We start from the raw sequence: 24,034 nt of genomic DNA, 5'->3' as shown, positions 1-24,034 counted from the left end.
GTCAGTTTTTATATTCTGTATAACGTTCTCTTAAGTATCTAAAACTAAACAACTTATTAGCTGTTTTTAGCAAGTGTTATGCGGTAATTCGATGAACTTTCGTATATTAGTCATTTGCTAAATAGTTATTTGTTTCTACACTCATTTTTAAGCACGGTGCTCTATATCGGCTAGGTTATAAAAATAAATGTGGACTGAAACATGGAACTTAAGCTTGCAGATTCGTTGGATATCTCTACGGTAATCGATTCTTCCAACCAGTATAAAGAATGGCTTTCAAAGGATACATCGTTAGTTATAGATGCTGCTGATGTTGCCAGAACCGATGCTGCCGGAATCCAAGCGTTAACCTCTCTCTTTCTTACTGCAAAAAGTAACCAAATAGATATTCAGCTCTCGCAACCCACAGAGTTATTGCTGGAAGGCATAAATACATTGGGTTTGCAGGACGTGTTTAACTTAACACTGGATGTTGGAGAGCTATGTAATGAAAAAGATTCTGGCAGTTGATGATTCAATTTCCATTCGTCAAATGGTGAGTCATACATTAAAAGATGCAGGTTACGACGTAGAAACAGCAAATGATGGCCGAGACGCATTAATAAAAGTCGGTTCAACTAAATTTGATGTAGTGATTTCCGATGTGAACATGCCCAATATGGGCGGGCTTGAGCTAGTGAAAGCGTTAAGAGATAAGCCTCAATACAAATTCATTCCTATACTGATGCTAACCACAGAAACCAGTGCAGAAAAAAAGAAGCAAGGAAAAGATGCTGGCGCAACTGGGTGGTTAGTAAAGCCATTTAATCCCGATACCTTATTGAAAACGCTTAAGCGCGTTATTTAAAAAATAATACTAACAACGTCAGTTTATACGGGGGCGATGTGCAATGGCTTTAGACATGGAACAACTTCGTAAAATGTTTTACGAAGAGTGTCGTGAAAATCTCGAAGTTCTTGAAGACGTATTACTGAATCTCGACATCAGTTGTGTTGACGACGAAACTATTAATACGATTTTCCGTGCAGCTCATTCAATTAAAGGCGGCGCAGCGACATTTAATCTACGCGATATCAGTGAGTTTACCCACTCAGTAGAAGCTTATTTAGATCTTGTACGGAATAAAGAGCGTCAGCTACAAAGTGACACGATCGACTTACTACTAAAAAGTGGTGATTGCATTCGCAGCATGCTGGAAGGGCATGAGCTTGGTAATGATGTTGATACTGAGCTACGCGATAGTGTCAGTCAGCAACTGCACCATTTATTGGATGAAGGTGCGGAGGTTTCTTCCGCGGTTCAATCTGAATCGGCTCCAATCGAGAATGAGCAAACACAAAATCACAATGCCCCAAAAGATGGTGAGTATTGGTTTGTTAGCTTTGAACCACATAAAGAAATGTTCTTTAGCGGGAATGATCCGCTAAGAATACTACGCGAGGTAAAAGAGCTCGACCATCAATGTCAGATTGAAGCTTTGTTAGACAGCCTTCCTGAGCTTGCAGAAATGGAAGCTGAGCTGTGTTATTTGAAATGGCATCTTCAGTTAAATGCAAGCATCGCTAAAGAAGATATTGAGGAAATATTTGAGTGGGTTGAAGATGAATGTGAGCTACTCATCGAAAAACGCACACCGGAAGTTAAAGTTCAAGATTCATCAAGCATACCCGCAACGGCAGAGCCGTCCCCACAAATGCCACAAAAAGAAGAGCCTGCTTCTTCACCACCCGTTGTCAGTGAAAACAAAGCCACAAAAGTGACAAAAACAGATTCTGCAGTCAGCTCTATTCGTGTCGATATCGATAAAGTTGACGGCTTGATCAATTTAGTCGGTGAGCTTGTGATCACCCAGTCCATGCTTACCGAAATTGGCAATGACTTTACCATCGATAAGTTAGAGAAACTCAAAGCAGGTTTAGCTCAGCTATTGCAAAACAGTAAAGACTTACAAGAAAACGTACTCAACATACGCATGCTGCCGATGAGTTTTGCTTTCAGTCGTTTTCCACGATTGGTGAGAGATCTGTCTGGACGGTTAGAAAAGCAGGTTGATTTGCAAATTAAAGGTGAGCAAACCGAGCTGGATAAAACCGTTTTGGAGCGAATCGTCGATCCTCTTGTTCATCTAGTAAGAAATGGCATTGATCATGGTATCGAGCAACCAGAGCAACGTTTAAATCAAGGAAAGCCCGAGCAAGGGACGATAGAGCTGAATGCATTTCATCAAGGTGGCTCTATTGTCATTGAAGTCAAGGATGATGGTGCAGGACTGAATTGTGAAACTCTTTGGAACAAAGCACTTGAAAAAGGCGTGCTGGCTCCGGACACAAGACGGGAAGAAATGACCGATAAACAAGTGATGAACTTGATTTTTGCACCGGGTTTTTCGACGGCAGAACAAGTCTCTGACATCTCAGGTCGTGGAGTCGGGATGGATGTGGTTAAACGCAATATCGAAGAGCTGGGTGGCCATATTGAAGTGAACTCTGAATTAGGGAAGGGGTGTTGTTTTACGATTAGCCTACCTTTGACATTAGCTATTCTTGATGGGCAGCTTGTTCGTGTGGCCGGTGAAGTATATGTGATTCCGCTCCTGACCATCGTTGAATCAATTCAAATAGAGCGGTCTTGCATCAAGTATGCCTCTGGTGGAGTTGAACTCTATCGCTTACGTGAAGAAAACATCCCAATTTTAAGGTTGCAAGAAGAGCTAAAAATGGGTGAAAGCGGCTCTCTAGATGACCGAATTCTTTGTTTTGTTGAAGCCGCAGGAAATCGAGTTGGCTTGCTACTGGATGAATTGCTCGACCAGCAACAAGTCGTAATTAAAAGCCTCGAATCAAACTACAGCAAAGTAGCGGGAATATCGGGAGCTACCATTCTTGGTGATGGTTCCGTGTCTTTGATTCTTGATGTTCAAGGTTTGATCACCAGTTTCCTTAATCGGAATGCTGAGGCTACGCACAAAGGTAAAGCGGCATAGGAGTGAGCATGGATTCTGAACAAGAAAATATTGTCGAAGTGCCTACCGGAGTCATGAGTGATGAGGCGAATGAAAGCGCAGATTTCCTCAGTTTTCGTTTAGCAAACGAATTGTATGGCGTTGAGATTAATGATGTAGAGGAAATTCGGGTTTGGGAAAGGCCGACACCCATTCCTCGCTCTCCCTCTTACGTAAAAGGGGTGATTAATCTACGCGGCATGATTGTTCCTGTGATCGATTTGAGAAGTCGTTTTGAAGTAAGCCAATGTGAATATTTACCGACAACTGTGGTGATTGTATTGCGCTCCGTTAGTGATGATGAAGAACGTCTAATGGGACTGGTTGTTGACGCCGTAAGCGACGTCGTTAGTCAGGGCGAGAACGAACTCTATCCAGCAGTGGGCGAGTCATTGGTGACGCCATACCTACAGGGACTTATCAATGTCGGCGAACACGTAATGTCGTTACTCAGCACGGAAGAGCTGTTGAATATAGATCGGATACTAAGGGCGGCTTGAACATGATGACGGAAGAATTTTTAAGCTTTGTATTAGATAGTGAAGAGTATGCGGTCCCCATTCTTGATGTACGTGAAGTAAGAGGATGGACGGATGTTCGTCAAGTACCGAACTCACCCGATTACATGCTGGGCGTGTTAGAAATTCGGGGGGAGTATGTTCCGATTGTTGATTTGCGTATGCGATTTGGTCTTGCACCAGCGCAGATAAGTGCGACAACGGTGGTGATTGTTTTGAACGACAAGCAACAGCACCCGCTAGGGATTATTGTTGATGCTGTATCGGAGGTTTATGACCTTCGTGATGACAATATTAAGGAAGCACCTGCGGTGGCGCCGACAGTCGACCACAGTTATATCCGTGGCATCGCAGCTGTAGAAAATGGACATTTAATTTTAATAAACCTTGAGGCTCTATTTGATGTAGCAGGGCTGAACGAGGCGTCAGTAGAAGAAGCATTAATGTAAGAGGTGACTCATGGGATTTTTTAAACGCAGAACGGAACCTGCTACGCAACAGTTTGTAGCGCCAGCACAGGACACGCTCATGGAGCAGCCTCAAGATTCAGGGGGTATTTCCAAAGAGCAGATTTTATCGGCACTCAATGCGGCTCAAACGGCTTTGATGATGATTGACCGAGATTTTAAAATTACTTACGTCAATCAGAAATCCATTGATTTGTTGCAGCATCACGAAGTGCTATTCCAATCGATTTGGCCGAATTTTCGCGCGAATGAAGAGTTCTTGATCGGCTACTGTATTGATGGTTTTCATGCGAATCCGCAGCACCAAAGACAGCTTCTGTCGAGTGTTGCAAACTTGCCGTACAAAACTGTCATCAGTGTTCAAGATGTTAAAATCGAGCTGAACGTCGGTGCCATCATTGATGCAATGGGAAATTATGTGGGGAATACGCTCGAGTGGCAAGATGTGACTGAGCAACTCAAACAACAGGATGAAATTACCCGTCTTCAAGCCGCTGTAGATCAAGCGCAAACCGCCATGGTTATGATCGATCGCGACTTCAGTATTACCTATATCAACCAAGAAACCTTAACCCTGTTCGGCAAACATGAGGCAACGCTTCGTTCTGTGTGGTCGGGCTTTACGGCCAGCGAAGATTGGTTAATGGGACGTTGTATTGATGAGTTTCATCGTAATCCGGCTCATCAACGCCAACTGTTAGGTGATCCCAATAACTTACCTTATAACACTGACATCACGATTGGCGATCTGAAAATTGCACTGAATGTTGCTGCAATACGAGATACTCAAGGCAATTACATCGGTAATACGCTGGAATGGCAGGATGTGACTGAAGAGCGGGCAAAAGAAGAAGAAATAGGCCGCTTAGCATCTGCCGTTGAAGGCATGACAACAAATCTGATGATGGCCAATAAAGATGGCATTATTACTTACCTCAATCCGTCACTTAGCAGCTTATTAAAAGACCGAGAAAGTGATCTTCAACGCGTACTGCCAGGATTTGATGCCAGTAATCTTGTAGGCAAAAACATTGATATTTTCCATAAGAACCCAAGCCACCAGCGCAACATTATCGCCAATCCAGACCGACTCCCCTTTACGTCGGATATAAAAGTTGGTGGGTTAGAGTTCAAATTGACCTGTATTGCGATGCGTGATGCACAAGGCAATTACATTGGCCCTGCATTGCAATGGGAAGACATCACTGAGCAACAAGATGGTCAACGTCAAGTTGAGGCGCTGATACAAAGGGCGATTGCTGGGGATTTAAATGAGCGTATTGATACCACTGTCTACAGCGGTTTTATGAAAGAGCTGGGTGATGGCATCAATAGCTTGCTTGAAACCATTGTTAAACCACTTGGACAGTGCATTGATGTGATGAGTCAGGTTGCGGATGGTGATCTTAACCAAAACATGTCTGACAGTAATCAAGGGGAGTTTGGCCGTTTGTCTGAAGCGGTGAATACGTCGATTCTCAACTTGCGCAATATGGTTGATAAAATCACCCAATCATCCGCTCGGGTTGCCACTGCATCAACGGAAATTGCGGATGGAAACAATGACTTAAGTCAACGTGTGGAAGCGCAAGCATCAAACTTAGAAGAAACGGCAGCCAGTATGGAAGAGATGACGGCAACGGTTCGTCAGAATGCAGATAACGCAAAAGGTGCCAACACGCTTGCGGATGATGCGGCGAAAAAGGCCAGCAAAGGCGGTGATGTGGTAGGTCAAGCGGTGGCTGCTATGGCTGAAATCAATACTGCAAGTAAGAAGATTGCAGACATTATCGGCGTGATCGATGAAATCGCTTTCCAAACTAACCTATTGGCATTGAATGCGGCTGTGGAAGCGGCAAGAGCCGGAGAGCAAGGTCGTGGGTTTGCAGTGGTAGCAGGCGAAGTTCGTAACCTTGCGCAACGCAGTGCGGCGGCGGCTAAAGAAATCAAAGGCTTAATCAAAGACAGTGTTGAAAAAGTAGATGAAGGCTCCCGTTTAGTGGATGAATCGGGAGAGACTTTAAATGAGATTGTTGACGCGGTAGCGAAAGTGACAGAGCTGATTGCTCAGATTGCGTCATCCAGCCTTGAACAATCAACCGGTATTGATGAAATCAACCGTGCTGTTGCGACGATGGATGAGATGACCCAGCAAAATGCGTCATTGGTAGAAGAAACTTCGGCGGCAAGTCAGTCACTAAAAGATGAAGGTAAAGAACTGCTCAACCTCATGAATTTTTTCTCAACCGACAACAACATCACCACATTTGAAACAAAAAAGCAGACTAAAGACACTGGGCAAAAAAGTAATGTACGAGAGCTCCGGTCGACCCGAGTCGCCAACACCAACTTCAAAATGAATGAGGAAGGAGACGAATGGGAAGAGTTTTAACTCGTACGGAGCAGACGAATGTGGCATCGCAACAAGAATTTGAGCTGACAGATAAAGACTTTAAGTTCATTCAGTGGTTTATGCACAAAACTGTTGGAATTTATCTGTCAGATAGAAAGCGGGCCATGGTCTATGGCAGAGTCAGCCGTCAATTGAGGCGGCTGGGTTTGTCTCGTTTTGAGGAATATCGTGAGTATATTGAGCGAGATGAGGAGGAAAGAATCCACTTCATTAATAGCCTTACCACCAACAAAACCGAGTTCTTTCGTGAGTACCATCATTTCGAGTTCTTAGAAAAAGTTTTGCTTAGAGAGTGGCGTGAGCAAGGTGAGAAGAAGATCCGAATGTGGTCGGCTGGCTGTTCTACAGGGGAAGAACCATACAGTTTTATCGCTTCATTATATTGCTCTGGGGCATTTGACTCGATTGAAGAGTTGGACTTCTATGCCACTGACTTAGATACCGCGGTATTAACGAAAGCACAACAGGGTGTCTATGATGCAGACACGATCAGCAGTATTCCTGCTCAGTATTTAAAAAAATGCTTTGTGAAAGGAAAAGGAAGTAACGCAGATAAAATAAAAGTCATTAAGGGGTTACAGGAGTTAGTTCAATTTAGACAACTGAACTTGCTCGAAGAGTGGCCTTTTGAAAAGCAGTTCAATCTGATTTCTTGTCGAAATGTCATGATCTATTTCGATAAACCGACACAAGAAGCGCTGATCACTCGCTTCCATCAAATGCTTAAGCCTAATGGAATCTTATTCATCGGTCATTCGGAAAGTGTAGGGGCATGTGCTCCGCTGTTTCACCATCTTGGGCACACCATTTACGTTAAACAATGAGGCGTCCAGATATGATCCATAGCGCAGAGAAAACACCTTATAACAACACCCACTACAGCCGATTTTTTCATCCGGTACGAGAGACGCATATCGTAAAAGTGAATCCTGGAGGTTTGTATTGCACCTCTGAGAAAGAGCTGATTTGTACAGGTTTAGGCTCTTGTGTTGCGGCTTGTATGTGGGATGAAGAAAATCGCGTTGGAGGCATGAATCATTTTCTTCTTCCGTTTGACAACCAAAACCAAGCAAGGCACTGGCACCCGGATGAAATTGTTTCTACAGCATCACGTTATGGTAGCCATGCCATGGAACTGCTTTGTAACACGCTCATTTCAAAAGGAGCGAATCGCAGCAATCTCAAAGTAAAGCTATTTGGTGGGGCGCAGATGCTTGGTCGTTACTCAATGATAGGCGCCAAGAACGTCGAATTTATTCTCGCATACGTTGAGCAAGAAAACTTAAATGTTCAGGCTCATGATCTTGGAGGTATGGAGCCAAGAAAAATTATGTTTGATCCATTAACAGGGAAAGCATGGTTAAAACGTATTCCATTTAACGAAGTTCATCAGGTTCAGCATCAAGAAGAAAAATACGCAAGTGATTTAGACAAGGAAAGCCATCGTCCTCACGATGATGATGTGGAGTTGTTTTAATGAAAAAAATCAAAGTACTGGTTGTCGATGATTCACAAGTATTCAGGGCGTTGCTGGCCCAGTTGATCGATTCTGATCCAGAACTTGAAGTGGTCGCTACGGCTGAAGATCCCTATCAAGCGCGTGAAATGATCAAAGTACACAATCCTGATGTACTGACGCTTGATATTGAAATGCCGCGCATGAATGGCGTGCAGTTTCTAAAAAACTTAATGCGTTTACGGCCCATGCCTGTGGTGATGATTTCAACATTAACTCAGCATGGTGCAGAACCAACCTTGCAGGCTTTAGAGCTCGGAGCGGTCGACTATTTTCCAAAGCCAGATGCGGATCGAACCGCAGAGATGGTGGATTATAAATCTCTTGTTATTGAAAAAATTAAAACCGCCGCAGGTGCAAACGTAGCACACAGTGAAAAAGTGGTAGCAGTACCTAAAGCCATACATGTTCCGAGTAAAACAAAAATGGAAGTGATTGCCATTGGGGCGTCGACGGGAGGAACGGAAGCAATCAGGCAGGTATTGTCTGCACTGCCTGCTGGATTACCACCTATCATTATTACTCAACATATCAGCGCTATGTTCAGTGGATCGTTCGCTCAGCGCTTAAATGAGCACAGTGCTTTCCCTGTTCAGGAGCTGACTTCACAACGTGCCCCCTTAATACAAGGGCATGCCTATTTAGCTCCGGGAGACAAACACCTCACTATTATCAGAAGAGGTAGCCATCTCTATTGCCAGCTTGATGATCGTCCCCCTGTAAATCGACATAAACCTTCCGTCGATGTCATGTTTGATGCCGTCGCTGAAACGGTAGGTGAGAACGCAGTTGCCGTGATTCTCACCGGAATGGGACAAGATGGTGCAAAAGGAATGTTACGGATGAAACAGCGTGGGGCAAAAACAATTGCTCAAGACAAGCATTCATGTGTTGTTTGGGGAATGCCAAGGGTAGCCACGGAGATTGGCGCGGTGCAGCAAGTTGTCGATCTTAATCATATACCACAAGCCATTTGTGACCTATTACAAGCAACAGATTAACGGATGGACGAGAGGCTTAATAATGAATATAAAAATGTTGGCAAAACAAAAAAGATATGCGCTCTGTCTGGGCTTACAAATTTCCTTGTTGTCATTTGGGTTGTTGTACACCAGCTCAGTATGGCTAGTCATGAGCATGGTTCTTGTTGCAGCTATTCCGTGGTTTACCCTACCGCTCTCAAATTCAAATGCAGTTAGTACAGAAAGCTCAACCATCGACGGAGGAATCGATAACATCACGGATTTTAGTGTGTTACGTAAAACAGATCCCGTACTCAACATGCTTAATCATCAGATTGAAAGCACGTTAGATAAGCAGCGCAGTGTGGTTGATGAATCGGTAGAGACGCTCAATACCAGTTACTTTGAAATGCAAAAACTGGCAGAAACCCAAGGGCATGTGACCTCTGTGCTAGTTGATAGCTTACTGGGTAATCAAAAAAGTGAATTCGATATAACGCAAGTACTCCCCAAGACGGAAGCCATTATTACCCAGTTTGTTGACACCCTAATCAATATTTCTGAGAAAAGTATCTCCGCAGTGCACAGCATTCACGATATGTCAGAAAAGCTCGATACGGTGTTTAAACTACTGGAACAAGTAAGGGGGTTATCAGAGCAAACGAACCTTCTTGCCTTAAATGCAGCCATTGAAGCCGCTCGTGCTGGGGATCATGGCCGAGGGTTTGCTGTGGTTGCTCAAGAAGTGCGTAACCTTTCCGTTCGTGCTGAAGAGTTAAATAACCAAATAGAACATGAAATCAGCATTGCTCAAAAAACGGTGGTGGAAACCAATAAAACCGTTGGTGAAATGGCCTCGATTGATATGACTGATGCTATTGAATCAAAAGAAAAAGTAGACAGCATGCTGCGTGGTGTTCAGCGCATTAATGAAGAAGTGGAAAAAGAAGTCCATAAAATCAAAGGCGTGGGGGATGAATTACACATTCATGTCGATAACGGAATTCGAGCATTACAGTTTGCCGATATTGTGGTGCAGCAGGGTGATTATGCCAAAGAATCTTTAGCCTTTTTAAGCGCTTTGAAAGAGACGGTTCAGCAGCTCGCTATGGCTGAACTTACCCCCGCAGAATTTACTTCTGCGGTAGAAGAATTGTATCAACAACTCGAAAACCGAGGTGCGCCAGCGGCCTCTCAGGTCAGTATAGAAGAAGGTGAAGTAGAACTTTTCTAAGGAGAAATTATGACAGTAGAAGCGCAAGTCGATCCGAATAAGAAGGAAGTGGTCATTGCTATAGAGGGAGCCTTTGGTTTTAGTCTGGTTCAAGATTTTCGTCGCTGCTACTCCGAGCGCCGGGATTACCGTTTTACTCTTGATCTACGCAAAGTGGACTATATCGATAGTGCTGGGCTTGGGATGCTGCTGAACATGCATAACTACCTCGATCAGGATGATGGCATGATTCGTATCACCAACACTTTGCCTCAGGTGAGAAAGATCCTGTTGATATCGCGATTTGATAAAAAATTTCAAATCGAATAGTGAGGGGGCTCAATGCGCGTATTAATTATTGATGATCATGCGACCAATCGAGAGTTATGTCGCTTTATGCTCAACCACATGGCAGACCATATTGATACGTTTGAAAATGGTGAAGGTGTGGTTGAAGCCATGAAACAGATGGAAGCCTTACCTGATGTGATTTTGCTGGATGTCATGATGCCAGTAAAAGATGGCTTTACCACTGCCCACGAAATACGTCAGGCATTCCCCGAACAACATATTCCAATCATCTTTCTCACCGTTTTAGACGACCATGATTCTTTTGAGCGTTGTTTGTCTCTTGGAGACGACTTTATTCTTAAGCCTGTTGAACGCAGTGTGCTACTGGCAAAAGTGCAGGCGCATTATCGAATTGTTCGCATGCACAATGAAGTCACTGATCAGCGTGATGAGCTGCAGCACTTCCACGAGCAGGTTCGCTACGATTATGCCATTGCAGAGTCTATTTTTACGAACCTCATGGACGAAATGAGTTCTCAGCTCAAAAAAATCTATGGCATTGAATACATCTCGACACCGTCGACCATCTTTAATGGTGATCTGATTGTTGTGGCTAACCGACCTCATGGCGGCGTTTATGTGATGATTGCAGATGCCACAGGACATGGTCTTCCCGCTGCGATATCGGCAATTCCCGCTACTCGTGCTTTTTTCTCTATGGCGGAGAAAGGATTGTCTCTGGGTGAGATCGTTGTGGAAATCAACAACTCATTAGTGAAGTTTCTGCCTATGGGGATGATGCTTGCCGCCAATATTTTTGAAATACGAGCAAATGGATTTGAGGTGACGTGGTGGGGTGGTGGGCTACCGGAGGCGTATATTCTCGATGCAGATGGGTCGATTGTTCGCCGACTTATTTCAAACCACATGCCACTTGGCGTGCTTAAACCCGAAGAATTTGAAACCAATCTGGCTCATTTTAAATTAGAGCCGGAGCAAAAAATCATTTGTTATACCGATGGCATCATTGAAGCGATGAACACCGAAGGCGAACTGTTTGGTCAAGAGCGACTGGAAAATGTATTGGTAAGTGGTAAGCCTATTATTCCAACCTTGTATGAAGCGGTCAGTAAATTTGCCAATAAATCGGTTGGGGATGATTTATCTATTCTTTCCATGCAGTTCCCGATTTCAAATGCCCATGATGCGACACCGTCGAAGGCTACCCACTATATGAGCCACATTCCTACTCAATCGACATTGCGTTTTACTGGAGCGGTATTGAAATCTGTCACCATCATGACGGAAGTGCGTCAGTTCTTAGTCGGGATAGTTAATGGTGGAGCTCATTTAGATTTAGTGTGTTCAGTTTTGTCTGAGTTATTTGCCAATGCGGTTGAGCACGGATTACTCAAACTGGATTCAAAGATAAAAGATGAGCCCGATGGATTTTTCGCTTTTTATCAGATGAGAGAAGAGCGTTTACAGGCACTCGATGATGATGTCTGGGTTTGCTTGAGTTTAGATTATCACCCAGAAACTAAGCAGCTGAAGATGATCATGGAACACAATGGTGAAGGCTTTGACTATGATAAAGTAATGAAGCTTGATAAATCCTTGACGCATGGACGTGGTATTGTTCTTGCTTCGGAACTTTGTGATTCGATAAGGTATTCAAAAGAAGGGAAACAGGTCGAGGCGATATACAGTTTTGACGCCAAACATCACTTCCCAAGCTCGATGTAACGAGTATTTTTTACAGTGTAAATAGGGGAAGAGGTGACGTAGGCCTGAATTTGTTACACATATGATACTGTTATCGAAGTGATTCAAATACACTGGTACCAAAGTAGTATTTTTAGAACGAACCTCTCGAAATATGCTTGGGTATATTTACAGGATGTTGGGCCATCACAGGTAGTTGTATGTGGAAGCAAATCGTCAGTTTATCTGATAATAATCAGGCAGTTGTTGCAAAGTTATCTCCGGATATCACAGTCAATGCCACTTTCGATGACTCAGGCTTAGCAGAAGCTCTGGGTGAGATAGGTGCTGGCGATTTTTATGTGCTTCAGGATGAACTAACTCGCTTTATTAATTTCGCTAAAGACATGAAAGGTGAAGCTTACGTCGGCCTTAACATTGCAGAAATACGCGATGCTCAAGTTGAAGTTATTCTGAGCGAACACGATATGTTAGCCAGTATGATGGTGACTGGTGCATATAAAGGTAAGCCGTTACGTGGGCCTCAAATAGTTCAAGCGCTAGCCACAGCCAGTGTGGCCAAAGGCATCAATAAACTGGCACTCAAGAAAGTGTTGGTGATGAGCCATCAACTTAAGCCCGGGGAAACGTTCACTCAACCTGTCGCAAAAGGGAAAGACCCGATTCAAGGGCAGGATTCCAAATTTATTCCTATGGTTGAAGACCCAACCAAGCAGATCCTAGCGCCAAAAGAACACGATGATGATGGCAAAGTGGATATGCTGGATTTAGGCGAAACCATTACGGTTGATATTCACCAGCCTTTAATGAAACGAGTACCTGCGACCAAAGGTGTGCCGGGAATGACGGTGCAAGGCAAAGTGATTCCACCTAAACCAGGCAAAGATCAAGTTCTCAAGGCAAGCAAAGGCTCAGTCATTTCTTCTGAAGACCCAAACATGTTGGTAGCCGCTGTTTCTGGGATGCCCGTAATCAAAGAACGTACCGTAGAAGTGGAAGATGCACTTTGTCTGCAGACGATTGGTGTTGCGACTGGCCACGTGAAATTTAAAGGCAATGTGGTTGTTCGTGGTGACATTGAGTCTGACATGGTAGTTCGCGTCACGGGGTCCTTAACCGTCGGTGGTTTTATTGAATCAGCCGATGTGCAAGTGCAGGGGGATGTCTCCGTCGCGAAAGGCATCATTGGCCATACAGTGTCGGAAGGCGATAAAAAAAGCTGTATCGTGAAATCTGGCGGTACCATTACCGCTAACTACGCTCAATATTCTGAGCTGCAGGCAGCTAAAGATATTGAGTTGGCTGTCCACTGCATGAGTAATGAATTGCGCTGCGGCAATAACCTGACCGTGTGTGACAAAACAGAGCGTCAGGGCACACTAAGTGGTGGCATTGCGAAGGTGGGAGGTAAGATTAGTTGTGTGAATCTCGGTGTAGAAGGAGATACCGCAACACACGTGCACGCATTTGCTCGCTATCAAACGTTAAAAGATAAGCAAGCAAAACTGAAAGAGCAGTATACGCAAGCCCAAGAAGCCACGATGAATGTGGTTCGTAAAGAATTGGAGTTTAAGAAAAAACCTAAAGCTGAGCGCACGGAAGAGGCTCAGAAGAAAATTGACGAAATGAAAGAGCAATCCAATGCTCGCCTTGAACAAGCTAAGCTGGTTCGAGATCAAAATGATGAAGAGTTAGAACATCTACTGGTAGAGAATATCGTTGAAGCCAAAAACAAAGTGTTTACTCACGTCACAATTCAGTTTGGGGAAGAAAAAGTCATTACCAAACGGACACATGGTGCGAGCAAGTTTACCTTTAACCAATTCGAAATTAAGTGTTGCTCATTGCTTGAAGATGAAGCGTTTGATGAAGATTTGTGATCTGCCGTGTTTATCATCTATTTGAATAGAAACCGCGCATACAGCGCGGTTTTTTTGTCCTCAATTTCGAGAATGATAGTGTCGATTTGTCTCATCGACAGCAATATGAGCAATAAAAACAGAATGGTGACCCTAATGTCGAATTGGTTATCTAAACTGTTTGAAATAACTAAAACAATCAGGAGTTTAAAGATGAAAGCAACCTGGATTCCAATTGCTTTATCCGGCTTAGCGTTAAGTGGCTGTATGACCGAAGATGTCGAGAAACCAAAAGCAGTGGCAAAGCCTTTTCAAGTCACGGCGGCAGACAGCATCTATTATGGTGGTGATATTCTGACAATGGCGGGCGATACACCGCAATACGTTGAGGCGATTGCGGTTGCTGGCGAGAAAATTGTCTATGCAGGTGGTAAAGAAGGCGCGATGGATTACAAATTCGGCAAGACTAAGCTTGTCGATATGCATGGAAAAACCATGCTTCCGGGTTTTGTTGATGCGCATAGTCATGTTTATGGTGTTGGCCTACAAGCCATGGTCGCCAATGTATTGCCGCCTCCGGATGGTCAAGTTGACACTGTTGAAAAGCTGATTGATGTGCTCAAAGCATCTCAGCAAAATGAAAGTGCAAAGCTGTTTACCGAAAAAACAGGTTGGATCTTAGGCTTTGGTTACGATGATGCGCAATTAGATCGCTACCCAACCAAAGACGATTTAGACAAGGTGAGTAAAGATAAACCGGTACTGATCATCCATACTTCTGGTCACTTAAGCGTTGCGAATTCAAAAGCGCTGGAACTTGCAGGTATTACCGCCAAATCAGAAAACCCTCGCGGTGGCATTATTCGCCGTATGGAAGGCTCACAAGAACCAAATGGTGTTCTGGAAGAAAATGCCCATTTTGCCATGGTGTTCAATCTGTCCAAAGGCATTGATCTTGAGCTGCAAGACATGATGCTGGAAGCCTCGCAGAAAATGTATGCTCAATATGGCTATACAACAGCTCAAGAAGGCCGTGCAACGGAAGAAGGCTATCAATCGATGAAACGAGCATCGAACGATGGTCGATTGTTGATCGATTTAGTGGCGTATGCAGATATGGTGTCTAGCAGCGGCTTCATGGACTCTGAGTACAACAGCCCAACGTATACTAAACATTTCCGTATTGGAGGCGTCAAACTTAACTTTGATGGTTCGCCTCAAGGTAAAACCGCTTGGTTAACGCAGCCTTATTTCCACCCACCTCATGGTCAGGGGAAAGACTATGCAGGCTACTCAACCTTTACGGATGAGCAAGCTTACCAGTATGTCGAAACAGCGTTTAAAAATAACTGGCAAGTGCTGACTCATGCCAATGGTGATGCGGCGATTGAGCAGTTCATTGATGCGGTAACCAAAGCAAATGAGAAGTTGGGTAAGCTGGATCGTCGTCCTGTATTGATCCACGGTCAGACTATTCGTCAGGATCAAATTGATCGATTGGCAGAGCAAGGCATTTTCCCATCGTTATTCCCAATGCACACCTTCTATTGGGGCGACTGGCATGCAGAGTCAGTACTTGGGCATCCGAGAGCCGATTTTATATCGCCAACAAAAGCGGTTCGAGACGCAGGTTTGATGTTCAGCACCCACCACGATGCGCCTGTCGCGCTGCCAGATTCGTTCCGAGTACTAGATGCAACGGTGAACCGTACAACCCGAACAGGCAAAGTATTGGGGCCAGAACAGCGTGTTGATGCCTATACCGCATTACAAGCTATGACGATTTGGCCAGCATATCAGCACTTTGAAGAGGACTTTAAAGGCTCTATTGAAGTGGGTAAGAACGCTGATTTGATTATTTTGGATAAAAACCCGTTGAAAGTTGAATCGAAAAATCTGAAAAAACTGAAAGTGGAGCAGACGATTAGCCGAGGAAATGTGGTTTATCAACGTCACTAATTCTGCGTTTCTTAATACGTTTAAACAGCAAGCATTTCGCTTGCTGTTTTTTTTATCTTTTTCTCTAGGTGATTGTTTAATACTAAGGGGCGTCTTTTATTGTGTTTAATTCTCTCACAGTAAGAAAATGACCTATTAAATTGTTTGGTATTCTCGCTTGGTAGGAATACAGTTTGATTAGAAATATCGAATAACGATACAAAGCAGAATGAACACGATGAAGCAAAACGCCGGACAAGTTAACGAGAAAATTTTGCAGTTGCTTATGCAAGTTGCAGTGAATGATGAGCCAGTGACCGCAAAGGTTTTGAGTGAGCAGCTGGGTGTACCTATCAGCAGTTTGTACCGTCACCTGAAAATGCTCAAAGAATGGAACTTAATTGAAGAAAGTCCATACGACAAGACCTTGATCATCGGTCCAGCAGCGTTGCTATTGATGCGTAGCTATGAAACGAGCCCACACAACCTTGAAGCCGTTAAAGTCGTCCTGACTCGGTTACAGAAACAAACGGGTGAGATGGCAGCGTTCATGGTGCCAGTTGGCTATCGCGCATTGTGCGTGAGCAGACAGGAAAGCATGCAAGCACTGAGATGTAGCTACGTTGAAGGGCAGAGCCAGCCGCTTTTAAAAGGCGCATCATCTAAGGTGATGCTGGCTTACATGCCTGCGGCGCGGTGCGAAAAAATCTTGCGCTATTTTGGCCAAGAAAGCCAGCTGGATGTGTGGTACCAAGAGTTGGAGCAGATCCGTAACCAAGGTTATGCGGTGAGTACTTCTGAAATCGATCCAGGTGTTTCTGGTATCAGTGCTCCAGTCATGAAGGGAACTAAGCTCGTTGGTGCAATCACTATCATGGCACCCGTTCATCGTGTAGAAACCGATAAACAAAGGATCATTTTGCACGTATTACAGGCAGCTCGTGCGCTGCCTCCTGAAAGGTAATTCAACATGCTAGGCTTATTCAAACGAATCGCAACACACGGTCACGCTCCTTATCATCACCATGGCGCAGTACTATTAACCGTATGTGAGTCATATAAACCGATGACATTGGTGGAGTTTGAATTTGCCGAGCAAGCATTAGAATCAGTGGCGGATTGGTTGTATCCGGGAAAAAGCAGTCAGCCCTATTGTTTGGGTACGCACTTTGTGTTGTCTGATCACCAAGCTCAGCCATTACAAAATGAGCTTTCAGCGCGATTGGGTAACGGTCAGCTTCCGGTTGTTTTGACCAATGCTCATGAGACGGTCTTGCATGTGCTACCGTTGATCTCACATGCTCGGGTTGAAACTGGCATCGTCAGCATTGGTAACGATTTTCAGTTAAAACAATCGCTTGAGCCTCAGTTAGGCTCTGCCTACCATTTTGCCTTGGCGCGTTTTTCTGAGAGTCGTCTGTTTAGTTTAGGGATTGATCCTTCAAGGCAAAAGGAAACCATGTTGGAGTATGCAGAAGATCAAGGTTGTAATTGGATGACCAATGAAGAATGCAACTTCCGCCATCGGTTTCAACTGAAAAACCTACTTGGTGGATATATTGGTCATTGTGATCAGCTGATCATCGATATTGATTTAGAATCACTGCTTCCTAAAAATGGGGTAGACAGTCATCAACACCTTAATGTGCAGATGGTGCTGCGCATGATCCGTCAATGTATGATGTCGGGCAAGGTGAAGTACGTTCAATTGGTGGGCTGTAAGGACAAACACATCTACAGTCGAGCAACCAAACTGATTTTAGATAACCTAGCGACGATGATGCCAAGCCGTCCAGTTGCAGCGTGATGTGATTGGTATTATTTCTCTGCTAATTTCATGAACTTGCTGTAGGTACTTAAGCGTCCATTGATGTATTCCATGCCGCAATGGACGTTATTGTCTGCATTTCCGACAATTTGGTATTCGACAATGAACTCCCCGCTGATGACCTTAATAAACAGAAAACCCTCATTGATTTTCCATAGGCCTTTAAGCTTTTTTTCGCCAAATAAATCGACTTCAGTCAAGGTTCCATTGGGTTTGAGCTGAATCTGAGAAGAGAAGCCATCGATATTGACCTTAACCCAAGGCTGCGGGTGCACTTCATAACTGAGTATTTTCCGGCGTTTGCTGACCCATTCTTTGAGCTCCTTTTCTTGAGTCGGCGTGAGCGTCGGCAGATCTTCCATCTCGAGTAACGTGTGATGTTTTTCAAACCAGAATAGCTGTAGATGGAGAAGTTTCATTGGTATCAATGCGAGATAAGTTAAGAACAACAACGTCACTGTGCGCTATGGCCGGATTGAAGTCAACTAATGGGAGAAAAGACCACAGAATTCACTCGAGGGAATGAAATCTGTGGATTCCCCAAGCAGGGAGAATGATTTTCGCTATCGCAATAGTTTGATGTGACCGCTAGGTGGTAAAAAGCTTAGGAAGTTGCGCATTGGCGCATGCTTGATTCAGACGAACTTGTGCCATATGTATTTGTTCTAGCCAGTGTTCATCTTGTGCCCACATTTCAATCACCAATGGTACAACGCAGTCTGTCTGTTTTAAGGTCTGGAAAATGGCATTAAAGTTAACGTCACCCTCACCGATGACCAAATCACGGAATTGTCCTTGATAGTTTGGGGTTACGCGATACGTGTCTTTGAGATGGATCTGTGCAATATGAGGCTTGCTGAGTGCCAGTTCAGTACAGACGTCATAATTCCAACCAGAAATATTGCCGACATCGGGGTAGGCGGTAAAAAATGGTGAATTGATTTGCCGATTTAGCACTTCGAATTTACTCAAAGAGTTCAGGTAGTCGGTATCCATGATCTCAATGGCTAGCATGACACCCGCCCGCTCAGCCAGCTGCGCCGCATGCTTCATACCTTGGATAAAACGCTGGTGGGTCTCGTGGCTGGCTGCTTCGTAATAAACATCATATCCAGCTAACTGAATGGTTCGAATCCCCAGTTTATAGGCAAGTGCAATGGCTTTTTCCATGTGGATGACGGCTTGTTCACGAATCGCAGGATCGGCAGAACCAAAAGGAAACTTGCGATGTGCACTCAAGCACATGGAATGCAAAGGAAGCTCATATTGCTCGCATTGACGTCGAAGTTGGTAAATGGTCTGGTCATCCCAATCTAGGCGGCGACGGCGTTCATCGGATTCATCGATGGAGATTTCAAGAAAGTCAAAGCCGAGCTCTTTGGTTGTGCGTAGTTTTTCGCTCCAACTCATGTCGTTCGGTAGTGCTTTTTCATACAAACCCACTCGGTGGCGTTGTAAGTTGTTAAACATATTGCCTCCTAGTTCCAGAAACGATGGATCTGTGCTTTTAGTGCCTCTGCCGTCTCTTTTCCTTTTTCTCCTGCTAATGCACGTCCGGCAATAAAGGTTTTGGCTTGAATTCCTTCAAACAGATAAATATCTTCTGGGACAATACCACCGGTAATTGAAAGCTGAAGTCCCAATGCAGACAACTGGCGCATGTTATCTAAATCATGTTCCGTCCAGCCGACTCCCGCCAGTTCGGCGTCACGCGAGCGATGGTAAATGGCTTGTGTGATGCCTAAATCAACCCAAGATTTGGCATCTTCCATAGTCCAGTTGCCGTATATCTCGATTTGGATCTCCCCATTGAATTGATCGGCGACTTTTTTACAGGCGGAGATGGTTGCAATGTGCGCAGCTGCAGATACCGTAATCCAATCTGCTCCAGCTTCGAAGGCCATTTTAGCGAGAATGGCACCACCATCGGTGGTTTTCATATCGCACACCAAAATATGGTCAGGATGATTATTGCGTAGGGTGGAGACGGCGCTCATGCCTTCAGCAAACGCCAAAATCGTTCCGACTTCAATGACATCAACATAACTGTGTACGTTGCTGGCGACAGCGACTGCATCGCTGAGATTGGTTTGATCCAAAGCGATTTGGATAAGTGGTTTAGTCATGAATGTTATCCTTGAATGTTATGACGTATCACATCGGCTAAGCCGTTGCTGTTGTTATTGGTTGGACATATGAGTTGGGCATGGGATTTGACGGTGTCATCGGCATTTTCCATGGCAACGCCGAGACTGGCGTATTGCAGCATTGAGATATCATTGTGATTGTCGCCGACCGCCATCACATGATTAGGGTGATATCCCAGTTCGGTCACGTATTCAGCCAGCCTTAAGCCTTTACTGTTCCCCTTGGAGGCGAAATCGATTCGGTTAGACCATGAACGTTCGCCATTGAATTTGTCACGTATCCAAGCGTTTTCTAGCAAACGTTCAACGGAGCTTGGTAGCCCTTCAACAACAAACTTCCACACATATTGAGTGCGATGAACTTCAGCGCTAAAGGAATCCACTTTGTAGATGTTGGGCGGTATTCGGCTAGGTGAAGCTTTCGCCCATTTTTCTAGCGCTTCCATGTAGGTGATAGGGTTAAAGTTTGAATACGTCATGGCGTCGGTAATGTACATCACCAGCTTGACCTGAAACTCTTTCGCCAACGCAATGAAATTGAGTGCGTCGTTTTTGTCGATGGCATTTTGCTTTAACACTTGGTTATTCTGATAATCGTAAACATACGTCCCGTTACAGCAAATAATGGGAGTAGTTAAGCCCAACTCGTCGTAATAAGGGCGTGCTGCGGTGTGGTGACGGCCAGTCACAATCACCACATGACATTTTTGCTGTGCGTCTTGAATCGCTTGTTTAACGTCTGGATCAATGCTGTGGTCATCAGTGAGCACGGTTCCATCTAAATCTAACGCGAGTACTTTATACATGTGGATTACCTTTGGCCGTAGTACGCATTTTCACCGTGTTTGCGCAGGTAATGCTTATCAGAAAGTTCGGGCTGAATTTTGATGCCGCTATTTAGTGAGCGGGTAGCCAGCGCCATGGCAGAAATTTCTTCTAATACGACAGCATTGTTGACCGCATCATGCGCGTTTTTGCCCCACGAAAAAGGTGCATGGCCGGCGACAATAGCGCTGGGAACGGCCATTGGGTCTATCTTGCGTTGGCGAAATTCTTCCACGATGACTAATCCGGTGTTTTTCTCATATTCCCCCGCAATTTCTTCGTGAGAGAGCTTGCGAGTACAGGGGATATCACCATAAAAATAATCGGCGTGAGTGGTGCCAAGCGCTGGAATATCAATGCCAGCCTGAGCCCAGATCGTTGCGCTACGTGAGTGAGTGTGTACTACGCCGCCAACATCTGGGAATGCTTTATAGATTTCGATGTGAGTGGCAGTATCGCTTGATGGATTCAGCGTTCCTTCGACGATATTGCCGTTCAAATCGACCACTACAATGTCTTCGACGCTCATACCATCGTATTCAACCCCAGAGGGTTTGATGGCGATCACTTGTCGCTGGTGGTCAATTTCAGATACGTTGCCCCAAGTAAAGGTTACCAAACCGTACTGAGGCAGTTTTAGGTTCGCTTCAAGGACACGTTGCTTAAGTTCGCTATACATGATTTCTCCTTAGGCATGGGTTGCCAGAGCATCATCAATCACATTGAATACATCCAGAACGCTACGACAGCGTCGCAATTTATCAAGGTCGACACCGGTTTCACTCTCTTCATCATCGAGGACTTGGGTGACCTCCATCAGCCCTTCCATGTGTTCATCGGAAGAACTCCCAGCTAGCGTGATCAGTACGTCAACGGGCTCGTCTTCTCCTTCGAAATAGATAGGCGTTTCTAGTGTGACTAAGGCAAAAGCGGTTTTAATCACACCATCTTCTGGTCGAGCATGCGGCAAGGCGAGGTTTGGGGCGATACAAATATAAGGGCCAAGCTCTTCAACACTACTGATAATGGCTTGATGGTAAGAAGGGTGTATGGCACCTGAAGCGATCAGTAAGTCGGTGCCAATCTTGATTGCCTCACGCCAGTCTTTTGCTTGAGCCTGTAATTTGATGGAATGGTTATCGATTAATGACTGTTTAAGTCCCATTGTTCTATCTCCAGTATTGGTGCCGGCCAAACCGGCACCTGAAGGTTTATTTTGCTTCTGCGAAGTTTTTATTAATGATGTCGAGTAACTCATCGCCGAATGAGTTCGGATTCAGCATGTTTTGCACCCCAAGCACAAACTTGCCTTCACCGGGCTCCATTTCTGCGGAAAGGTGTTTGGATGAAACAATGATGTCAGTGGTGGCGAGTTTCGATTTGTAATCGGAGACCGCACAAGAGTCCATGACATGAGGAATCCCTTTCTTCTCTAGGTATTTCCCTATCTTCATTTTCATCATCATTGAAGAGCCTTGACCGTTGCCACACACTGCAAGAATGCTGACAGGGCGAACACCATCACTGGCTTGGATTGCTTGCTCAACCGCTTGAACAACTTCAGGTTCTTCGCTGATATCAACCGTTCCTTGGGCATCTTCTTCTGCTCGTAGTTTTTTCGAAGCGAAGAACATGTAGACCAAAGCGAGAGCAATCAATACAAAGAAGAACATTTTAGAGGCAGATAGCCCCTGCATAATTGGAGGGAAGACTAAAGCCCAGTCAGCCATTCCCATCCAGCCGTTAAACTCGGTGCCGTATTGGTTGAAAATATGGATTGCCCATGCTGAGCCAACGACTTCGATGATGCCCATCACGAAACAAATCTTCATGACGGCTTTCCAGCCACCAAAATGGTTGGCAAAGACACCGATGGTGGCATTGGAGAAGAACATAGGAATAAAGCCAGGGATGATCATGATTGGCGCATCAAATGCTAGCATGGCAAGCACGGCGGTGAATTGACCGAGTGCGCCCCACATAAAGCCAAATACCATTGCGTTTGGTGAAAAAGCGTAGATAGCAGCACAGTCAATCGCCAACACCGCATTGGGAATGACTCGCTCAGAAATTCCTTTGAACGCTTCAGATAGCTCAGCGACGAACATACGTACGCCCGCAACGATCACTTGAATGGCAACGGCAAACTTAAGCCCGGTTTCCAGAATGAAAATTGTCCAGTGTGTTTTTCCTGCCATTTCTTGCAAGTTATCAAGCCCGAAAGACAGCAGAATAATACCAAAGAAAAAGGTCATGACAATTGCCGTTGCGGCAATACTGTCATGGAAAATATGAAGCCATTTCGGTAACTGGAGGTGGTCAACACTGTCTTTCTTATCACCGAGTTTGGGCGCGACTTTCACCGCTATCCATGAGGCGATCTGTTGTTGGTGACCAATCGAAAACCCTGCGCCACCAGTCACTTCTTCTGTCGGCTTAAACATGATGTTGGAAGAAATACCCCAGTAGAGTGCCATCAATATTGCAGAGTAGATGATGGTTTCCCACATACTTGCGCCTAAGACCAAGTAGAACACCGCAATGAGCCCAGCTTGCTGGAACATGATGTGCCCGGTCAACATGATGGTGCGTATACCAGTGAAGCGACGGAATAACACCAAAAGAATGTTAATGCCGAGCGCTAAAAGGACGGCATAGCCAACCCATGAGTAGTTGTCACCCATGGTTTCCATGGTTGCCATCATCGACGTATAAGGGTCAATGACTGAACCGGTTAGGCCGTGATATTCCGACAGCTTAGCAATCACAGGTTTGAAACCTGCGACCAAGGTACCAGCCCCCACTTGGACCAACATAAAACCAACGATGGTTTTGATGGTGCCTTTCAGGATGGTGGTTTTGTCTCTTCTGAGTAGCCAATAGCCAATAAAGGTTACTAAGCCCAGCAGCAATGGGGCTTTGGTCATGACTTGGCTGTAAAAAATATAGAAAATGTCGTAAAGGAACTCCATATCTTTACCCCTAGGATTAAGTTTTATTTTGTTGTGGTGTAGGTCAGAGCGATTTCAATTGGAAGGTTGAAATTTGCTCAGTATTTGCTCACAGAACAAACCTTAGCAATCAAAAGTAATCATTCAATGCTCATTTGTGATTATTTTGATATTTGTCAATTTTGTCGCTTAAAAAACCATATAAATGGTAGGTTGATCACGCTGAAAAACATAAAATCCTTATTTTTCAGTTGGTTATGTATTTATGTGATGGAGAGCAAATATTTGTTGAGAGAGAAATTGACAATCGTTTGGATGATTAATAGAATCAAATTAAGTCAAAAATAATCACTAAGTAATCACTTGATGACAGAATAGG

At 44.6% G+C, this 24,034-nt stretch carries 23 protein-coding genes; 16 read left to right on the top strand and 7 right to left on the bottom strand.

The genetic code is table 11. The features are described 5' to 3' along the window. Positions 1-201: 201 nt before the first annotated feature. From ACQEXU_RS09220 to ACQEXU_RS09145, 16 genes are all read left to right on the top strand, one after another. Entirely contained in the window at positions 202-510 is a 309-nt protein-coding gene (locus ACQEXU_RS09220) for an STAS domain-containing protein (protein ID WP_367990486.1), read from the top strand. Continuing rightward, on the top strand, positions 488-847 hold the full coding sequence (locus ACQEXU_RS09215) for a response regulator (protein WP_367990487.1): 360 nt from the start codon (positions 488-490) through the stop codon (positions 845-847). Before ACQEXU_RS09220 ends, ACQEXU_RS09215 begins: the two co-directional genes overlap by 23 nt. Before the next feature lie 43 nt (positions 848-890). After that, positions 891-2,984 (top strand): chemotaxis protein CheA, encoded by a 2,094-nt coding sequence (locus ACQEXU_RS09210; RefSeq protein WP_427010570.1) that lies wholly within the window; start codon positions 891-893, stop codon positions 2,982-2,984. 8 nt (positions 2,985-2,992) lie between these two features. After that, complete coding sequence (locus ACQEXU_RS09205; protein WP_427010569.1) at positions 2,993-3,502, top strand: chemotaxis protein CheW; 510 nt, start codon at positions 2,993-2,995, stop codon at positions 3,500-3,502. A 2-nt stretch (positions 3,503-3,504) separates the two neighbouring features. After that, positions 3,505-3,969: a chemotaxis protein CheW gene (locus ACQEXU_RS09200; RefSeq protein ID WP_427010568.1), complete on the top strand. Its 465-nt coding sequence runs from the start codon at positions 3,505-3,507 to the stop codon at positions 3,967-3,969. A gap of 10 nt (positions 3,970-3,979) precedes the next feature. Then, positions 3,980-6,379, top strand: a complete 2,400-nt coding sequence (gene aer2, locus ACQEXU_RS09195; protein WP_427010567.1) for an aerotaxis transducer Aer2 — start codon at positions 3,980-3,982, stop codon at positions 6,377-6,379. Continuing rightward, positions 6,364-7,224 carry a CheR family methyltransferase gene (locus ACQEXU_RS09190; RefSeq protein WP_427010566.1) on the top strand — a complete coding sequence of 287 codons (861 nt, stop codon included), beginning with the start codon at positions 6,364-6,366 and terminating at the stop codon, positions 7,222-7,224. The genes aer2 and ACQEXU_RS09190 overlap by 16 nt, the downstream gene beginning before the upstream one ends. A gap of 11 nt (positions 7,225-7,235) precedes the next feature. Next, positions 7,236-7,877: a chemotaxis protein CheD gene (locus tag ACQEXU_RS09185; protein WP_367990494.1), complete on the top strand. Its 642-nt coding sequence runs from the start codon at positions 7,236-7,238 to the stop codon at positions 7,875-7,877. After that, complete coding sequence (locus ACQEXU_RS09180; protein ID WP_427010565.1) at positions 7,877-8,917, top strand: protein-glutamate methylesterase/protein-glutamine glutaminase; 1,041 nt, start codon at positions 7,877-7,879, stop codon at positions 8,915-8,917. The genes ACQEXU_RS09185 and ACQEXU_RS09180 overlap by 1 nt, the downstream gene beginning before the upstream one ends. Before the next feature lie 22 nt (positions 8,918-8,939). Further along, the gene (locus tag ACQEXU_RS09175; RefSeq protein ID WP_427010564.1) at positions 8,940-10,112 is read left to right on the top strand and encodes a methyl-accepting chemotaxis protein; all 1,173 of its coding nucleotides are present in this window, start codon (positions 8,940-8,942) and stop codon (positions 10,110-10,112) included. Positions 10,113-10,121: 9 nt separating this feature from the next. Then, entirely contained in the window at positions 10,122-10,421 is a 300-nt protein-coding gene (locus ACQEXU_RS09170; protein ID WP_367990500.1) for an STAS domain-containing protein, read from the top strand. Between the two features lie 12 nt (positions 10,422-10,433). Further along, a complete protein-coding gene (locus tag ACQEXU_RS09165; protein WP_427010563.1) occupies positions 10,434-12,128 on the top strand; it encodes an ATP-binding SpoIIE family protein phosphatase in 1,695 nt (564 codons plus the stop codon). 179 nt (positions 12,129-12,307) lie between these two features. Continuing rightward, the gene (locus ACQEXU_RS09160) at positions 12,308-13,987 is read left to right on the top strand and encodes a DUF342 domain-containing protein (RefSeq protein ID WP_427010562.1); all 1,680 of its coding nucleotides are present in this window, start codon (positions 12,308-12,310) and stop codon (positions 13,985-13,987) included. Positions 13,988-14,179: 192 nt separating this feature from the next. After that, the gene (locus ACQEXU_RS09155; protein WP_427010561.1) at positions 14,180-15,925 is read left to right on the top strand and encodes an amidohydrolase; all 1,746 of its coding nucleotides are present in this window, start codon (positions 14,180-14,182) and stop codon (positions 15,923-15,925) included. Positions 15,926-16,133: 208 nt separating this feature from the next. Then, on the top strand, positions 16,134-16,868 hold the full coding sequence (locus tag ACQEXU_RS09150) for an IclR family transcriptional regulator (RefSeq protein ID WP_367990508.1): 735 nt from the start codon (positions 16,134-16,136) through the stop codon (positions 16,866-16,868). A gap of 6 nt (positions 16,869-16,874) precedes the next feature. Next, positions 16,875-17,711 (top strand): arginase, encoded by an 837-nt coding sequence (locus ACQEXU_RS09145; RefSeq protein ID WP_427010560.1) that lies wholly within the window; start codon positions 16,875-16,877, stop codon positions 17,709-17,711. Positions 17,712-17,722: 11 nt separating this feature from the next. Here ACQEXU_RS09145 and ACQEXU_RS09140 read toward each other — a convergent pair whose 3' ends face one another. From ACQEXU_RS09140 to ACQEXU_RS09110, 7 genes are all read right to left on the bottom strand, one after another. After that, positions 17,723-18,151 (bottom strand): hypothetical protein, encoded by a 429-nt coding sequence (locus ACQEXU_RS09140; RefSeq protein WP_427010559.1) that lies wholly within the window; start codon positions 18,149-18,151, stop codon positions 17,723-17,725. A gap of 169 nt (positions 18,152-18,320) precedes the next feature. After that, the gene (locus tag ACQEXU_RS09135) at positions 18,321-19,202 is read right to left on the bottom strand and encodes an L-ribulose-5-phosphate 3-epimerase (protein ID WP_427010558.1); all 882 of its coding nucleotides are present in this window, start codon (positions 19,200-19,202) and stop codon (positions 18,321-18,323) included. Positions 19,203-19,210: 8 nt separating this feature from the next. Beyond that, entirely contained in the window at positions 19,211-19,858 is a 648-nt protein-coding gene (locus tag ACQEXU_RS09130; RefSeq protein ID WP_367990516.1) for a 3-keto-L-gulonate-6-phosphate decarboxylase UlaD, read from the bottom strand. A gap of 5 nt (positions 19,859-19,863) precedes the next feature. Continuing rightward, positions 19,864-20,685 carry a Cof-type HAD-IIB family hydrolase gene (locus ACQEXU_RS09125; RefSeq protein WP_427010557.1) on the bottom strand — a complete coding sequence of 274 codons (822 nt, stop codon included), beginning with the start codon at positions 20,683-20,685 and terminating at the stop codon, positions 19,864-19,866. 5 nt (positions 20,686-20,690) lie between these two features. Beyond that, positions 20,691-21,383, bottom strand: coding sequence for an L-ribulose-5-phosphate 4-epimerase (locus ACQEXU_RS09120; protein ID WP_427010556.1), 693 nt, complete (start codon positions 21,381-21,383; stop codon positions 20,691-20,693). Positions 21,384-21,392: 9 nt separating this feature from the next. Beyond that, positions 21,393-21,869 (bottom strand): PTS sugar transporter subunit IIA, encoded by a 477-nt coding sequence (locus ACQEXU_RS09115; RefSeq protein ID WP_367990522.1) that lies wholly within the window; start codon positions 21,867-21,869, stop codon positions 21,393-21,395. Between the two features lie 46 nt (positions 21,870-21,915). Continuing rightward, complete coding sequence (locus tag ACQEXU_RS09110) at positions 21,916-23,676, bottom strand: PTS ascorbate-specific subunit IIBC (protein ID WP_367990524.1); 1,761 nt, start codon at positions 23,674-23,676, stop codon at positions 21,916-21,918. Positions 23,677-24,034 lie beyond the last annotated feature (358 nt).

The sequence above is a fragment of the Vibrio sp. TRT 21S02 genome (assembly GCF_050113675.1).
Classification (GTDB): Bacteria; Pseudomonadota; Gammaproteobacteria; order Enterobacterales; family Vibrionaceae; genus Vibrio.
The sequence above is the reverse complement of the archived record's forward strand: the minus strand, read 5'-3'. Positions and strand labels throughout refer to the sequence as shown.

Bases quoted from the DNA above. Each gene is read 5' to 3' on its own strand.
- ACQEXU_RS09210 (WP_427010570.1), top strand. From the start codon at position 891: ATGGCTTTAGACATGGAACAACTTCGTAAAATGTTTTACGAAGAGTGT.
- ACQEXU_RS09150 (WP_367990508.1), top strand. From the start codon at position 16,134: ATGAACACGATGAAGCAAAACGCCGGACAAGTTAACGAGAAAATTTTG.
- ACQEXU_RS09160 (WP_427010562.1), top strand. From the start codon at position 12,308: ATGTGGAAGCAAATCGTCAGTTTATCTGATAATAATCAGGCAGTTGTT.
- ACQEXU_RS09180 (WP_427010565.1), top strand. From the start codon at position 7,877: ATGAAAAAAATCAAAGTACTGGTTGTCGATGATTCACAAGTATTCAGG.
- ACQEXU_RS09165 (WP_427010563.1), top strand. From the start codon at position 10,434: ATGCGCGTATTAATTATTGATGATCATGCGACCAATCGAGAGTTATGT.
- ACQEXU_RS09170 (WP_367990500.1), top strand. From the start codon at position 10,122: ATGACAGTAGAAGCGCAAGTCGATCCGAATAAGAAGGAAGTGGTCATT.
- ACQEXU_RS09185 (WP_367990494.1), top strand. From the start codon at position 7,236: ATGATCCATAGCGCAGAGAAAACACCTTATAACAACACCCACTACAGC.
- ACQEXU_RS09125 (WP_427010557.1), bottom strand. From the start codon at position 20,685: ATGTATAAAGTACTCGCGTTAGATTTAGATGGAACCGTGCTCACTGAT.
- ACQEXU_RS09120 (WP_427010556.1), bottom strand. From the start codon at position 21,383: ATGTATAGCGAACTTAAGCAACGTGTCCTTGAAGCGAACCTAAAACTG.
- ACQEXU_RS09135 (WP_427010558.1), bottom strand. From the start codon at position 19,202: ATGTTTAACAACTTACAACGCCACCGAGTGGGTTTGTATGAAAAAGCA.
- ACQEXU_RS09175 (WP_427010564.1), top strand. From the start codon at position 8,940: ATGAATATAAAAATGTTGGCAAAACAAAAAAGATATGCGCTCTGTCTG.
- ACQEXU_RS09140 (WP_427010559.1), bottom strand. From the start codon at position 18,151: ATGAAACTTCTCCATCTACAGCTATTCTGGTTTGAAAAACATCACACG.
- ACQEXU_RS09155 (WP_427010561.1), top strand. From the start codon at position 14,180: ATGAAAGCAACCTGGATTCCAATTGCTTTATCCGGCTTAGCGTTAAGT.
- ACQEXU_RS09110 (WP_367990524.1), bottom strand. From the start codon at position 23,676: ATGGAGTTCCTTTACGACATTTTCTATATTTTTTACAGCCAAGTCATG.
- ACQEXU_RS09220 (WP_367990486.1), top strand. From the start codon at position 202: ATGGAACTTAAGCTTGCAGATTCGTTGGATATCTCTACGGTAATCGAT.
- ACQEXU_RS09115 (WP_367990522.1), bottom strand. From the start codon at position 21,869: ATGGGACTTAAACAGTCATTAATCGATAACCATTCCATCAAATTACAG.
- ACQEXU_RS09145 (WP_427010560.1), top strand. From the start codon at position 16,875: ATGCTAGGCTTATTCAAACGAATCGCAACACACGGTCACGCTCCTTAT.
- ACQEXU_RS09205 (WP_427010569.1), top strand. From the start codon at position 2,993: ATGGATTCTGAACAAGAAAATATTGTCGAAGTGCCTACCGGAGTCATG.
- aer2 (WP_427010567.1), top strand. From the start codon at position 3,980: ATGGGATTTTTTAAACGCAGAACGGAACCTGCTACGCAACAGTTTGTA.
- ACQEXU_RS09130 (WP_367990516.1), bottom strand. From the start codon at position 19,858: ATGACTAAACCACTTATCCAAATCGCTTTGGATCAAACCAATCTCAGC.
- ACQEXU_RS09215 (WP_367990487.1), top strand. From the start codon at position 488: ATGAAAAAGATTCTGGCAGTTGATGATTCAATTTCCATTCGTCAAATG.
- ACQEXU_RS09200 (WP_427010568.1), top strand. From the start codon at position 3,505: ATGATGACGGAAGAATTTTTAAGCTTTGTATTAGATAGTGAAGAGTAT.
- ACQEXU_RS09190 (WP_427010566.1), top strand. From the start codon at position 6,364: ATGGGAAGAGTTTTAACTCGTACGGAGCAGACGAATGTGGCATCGCAA.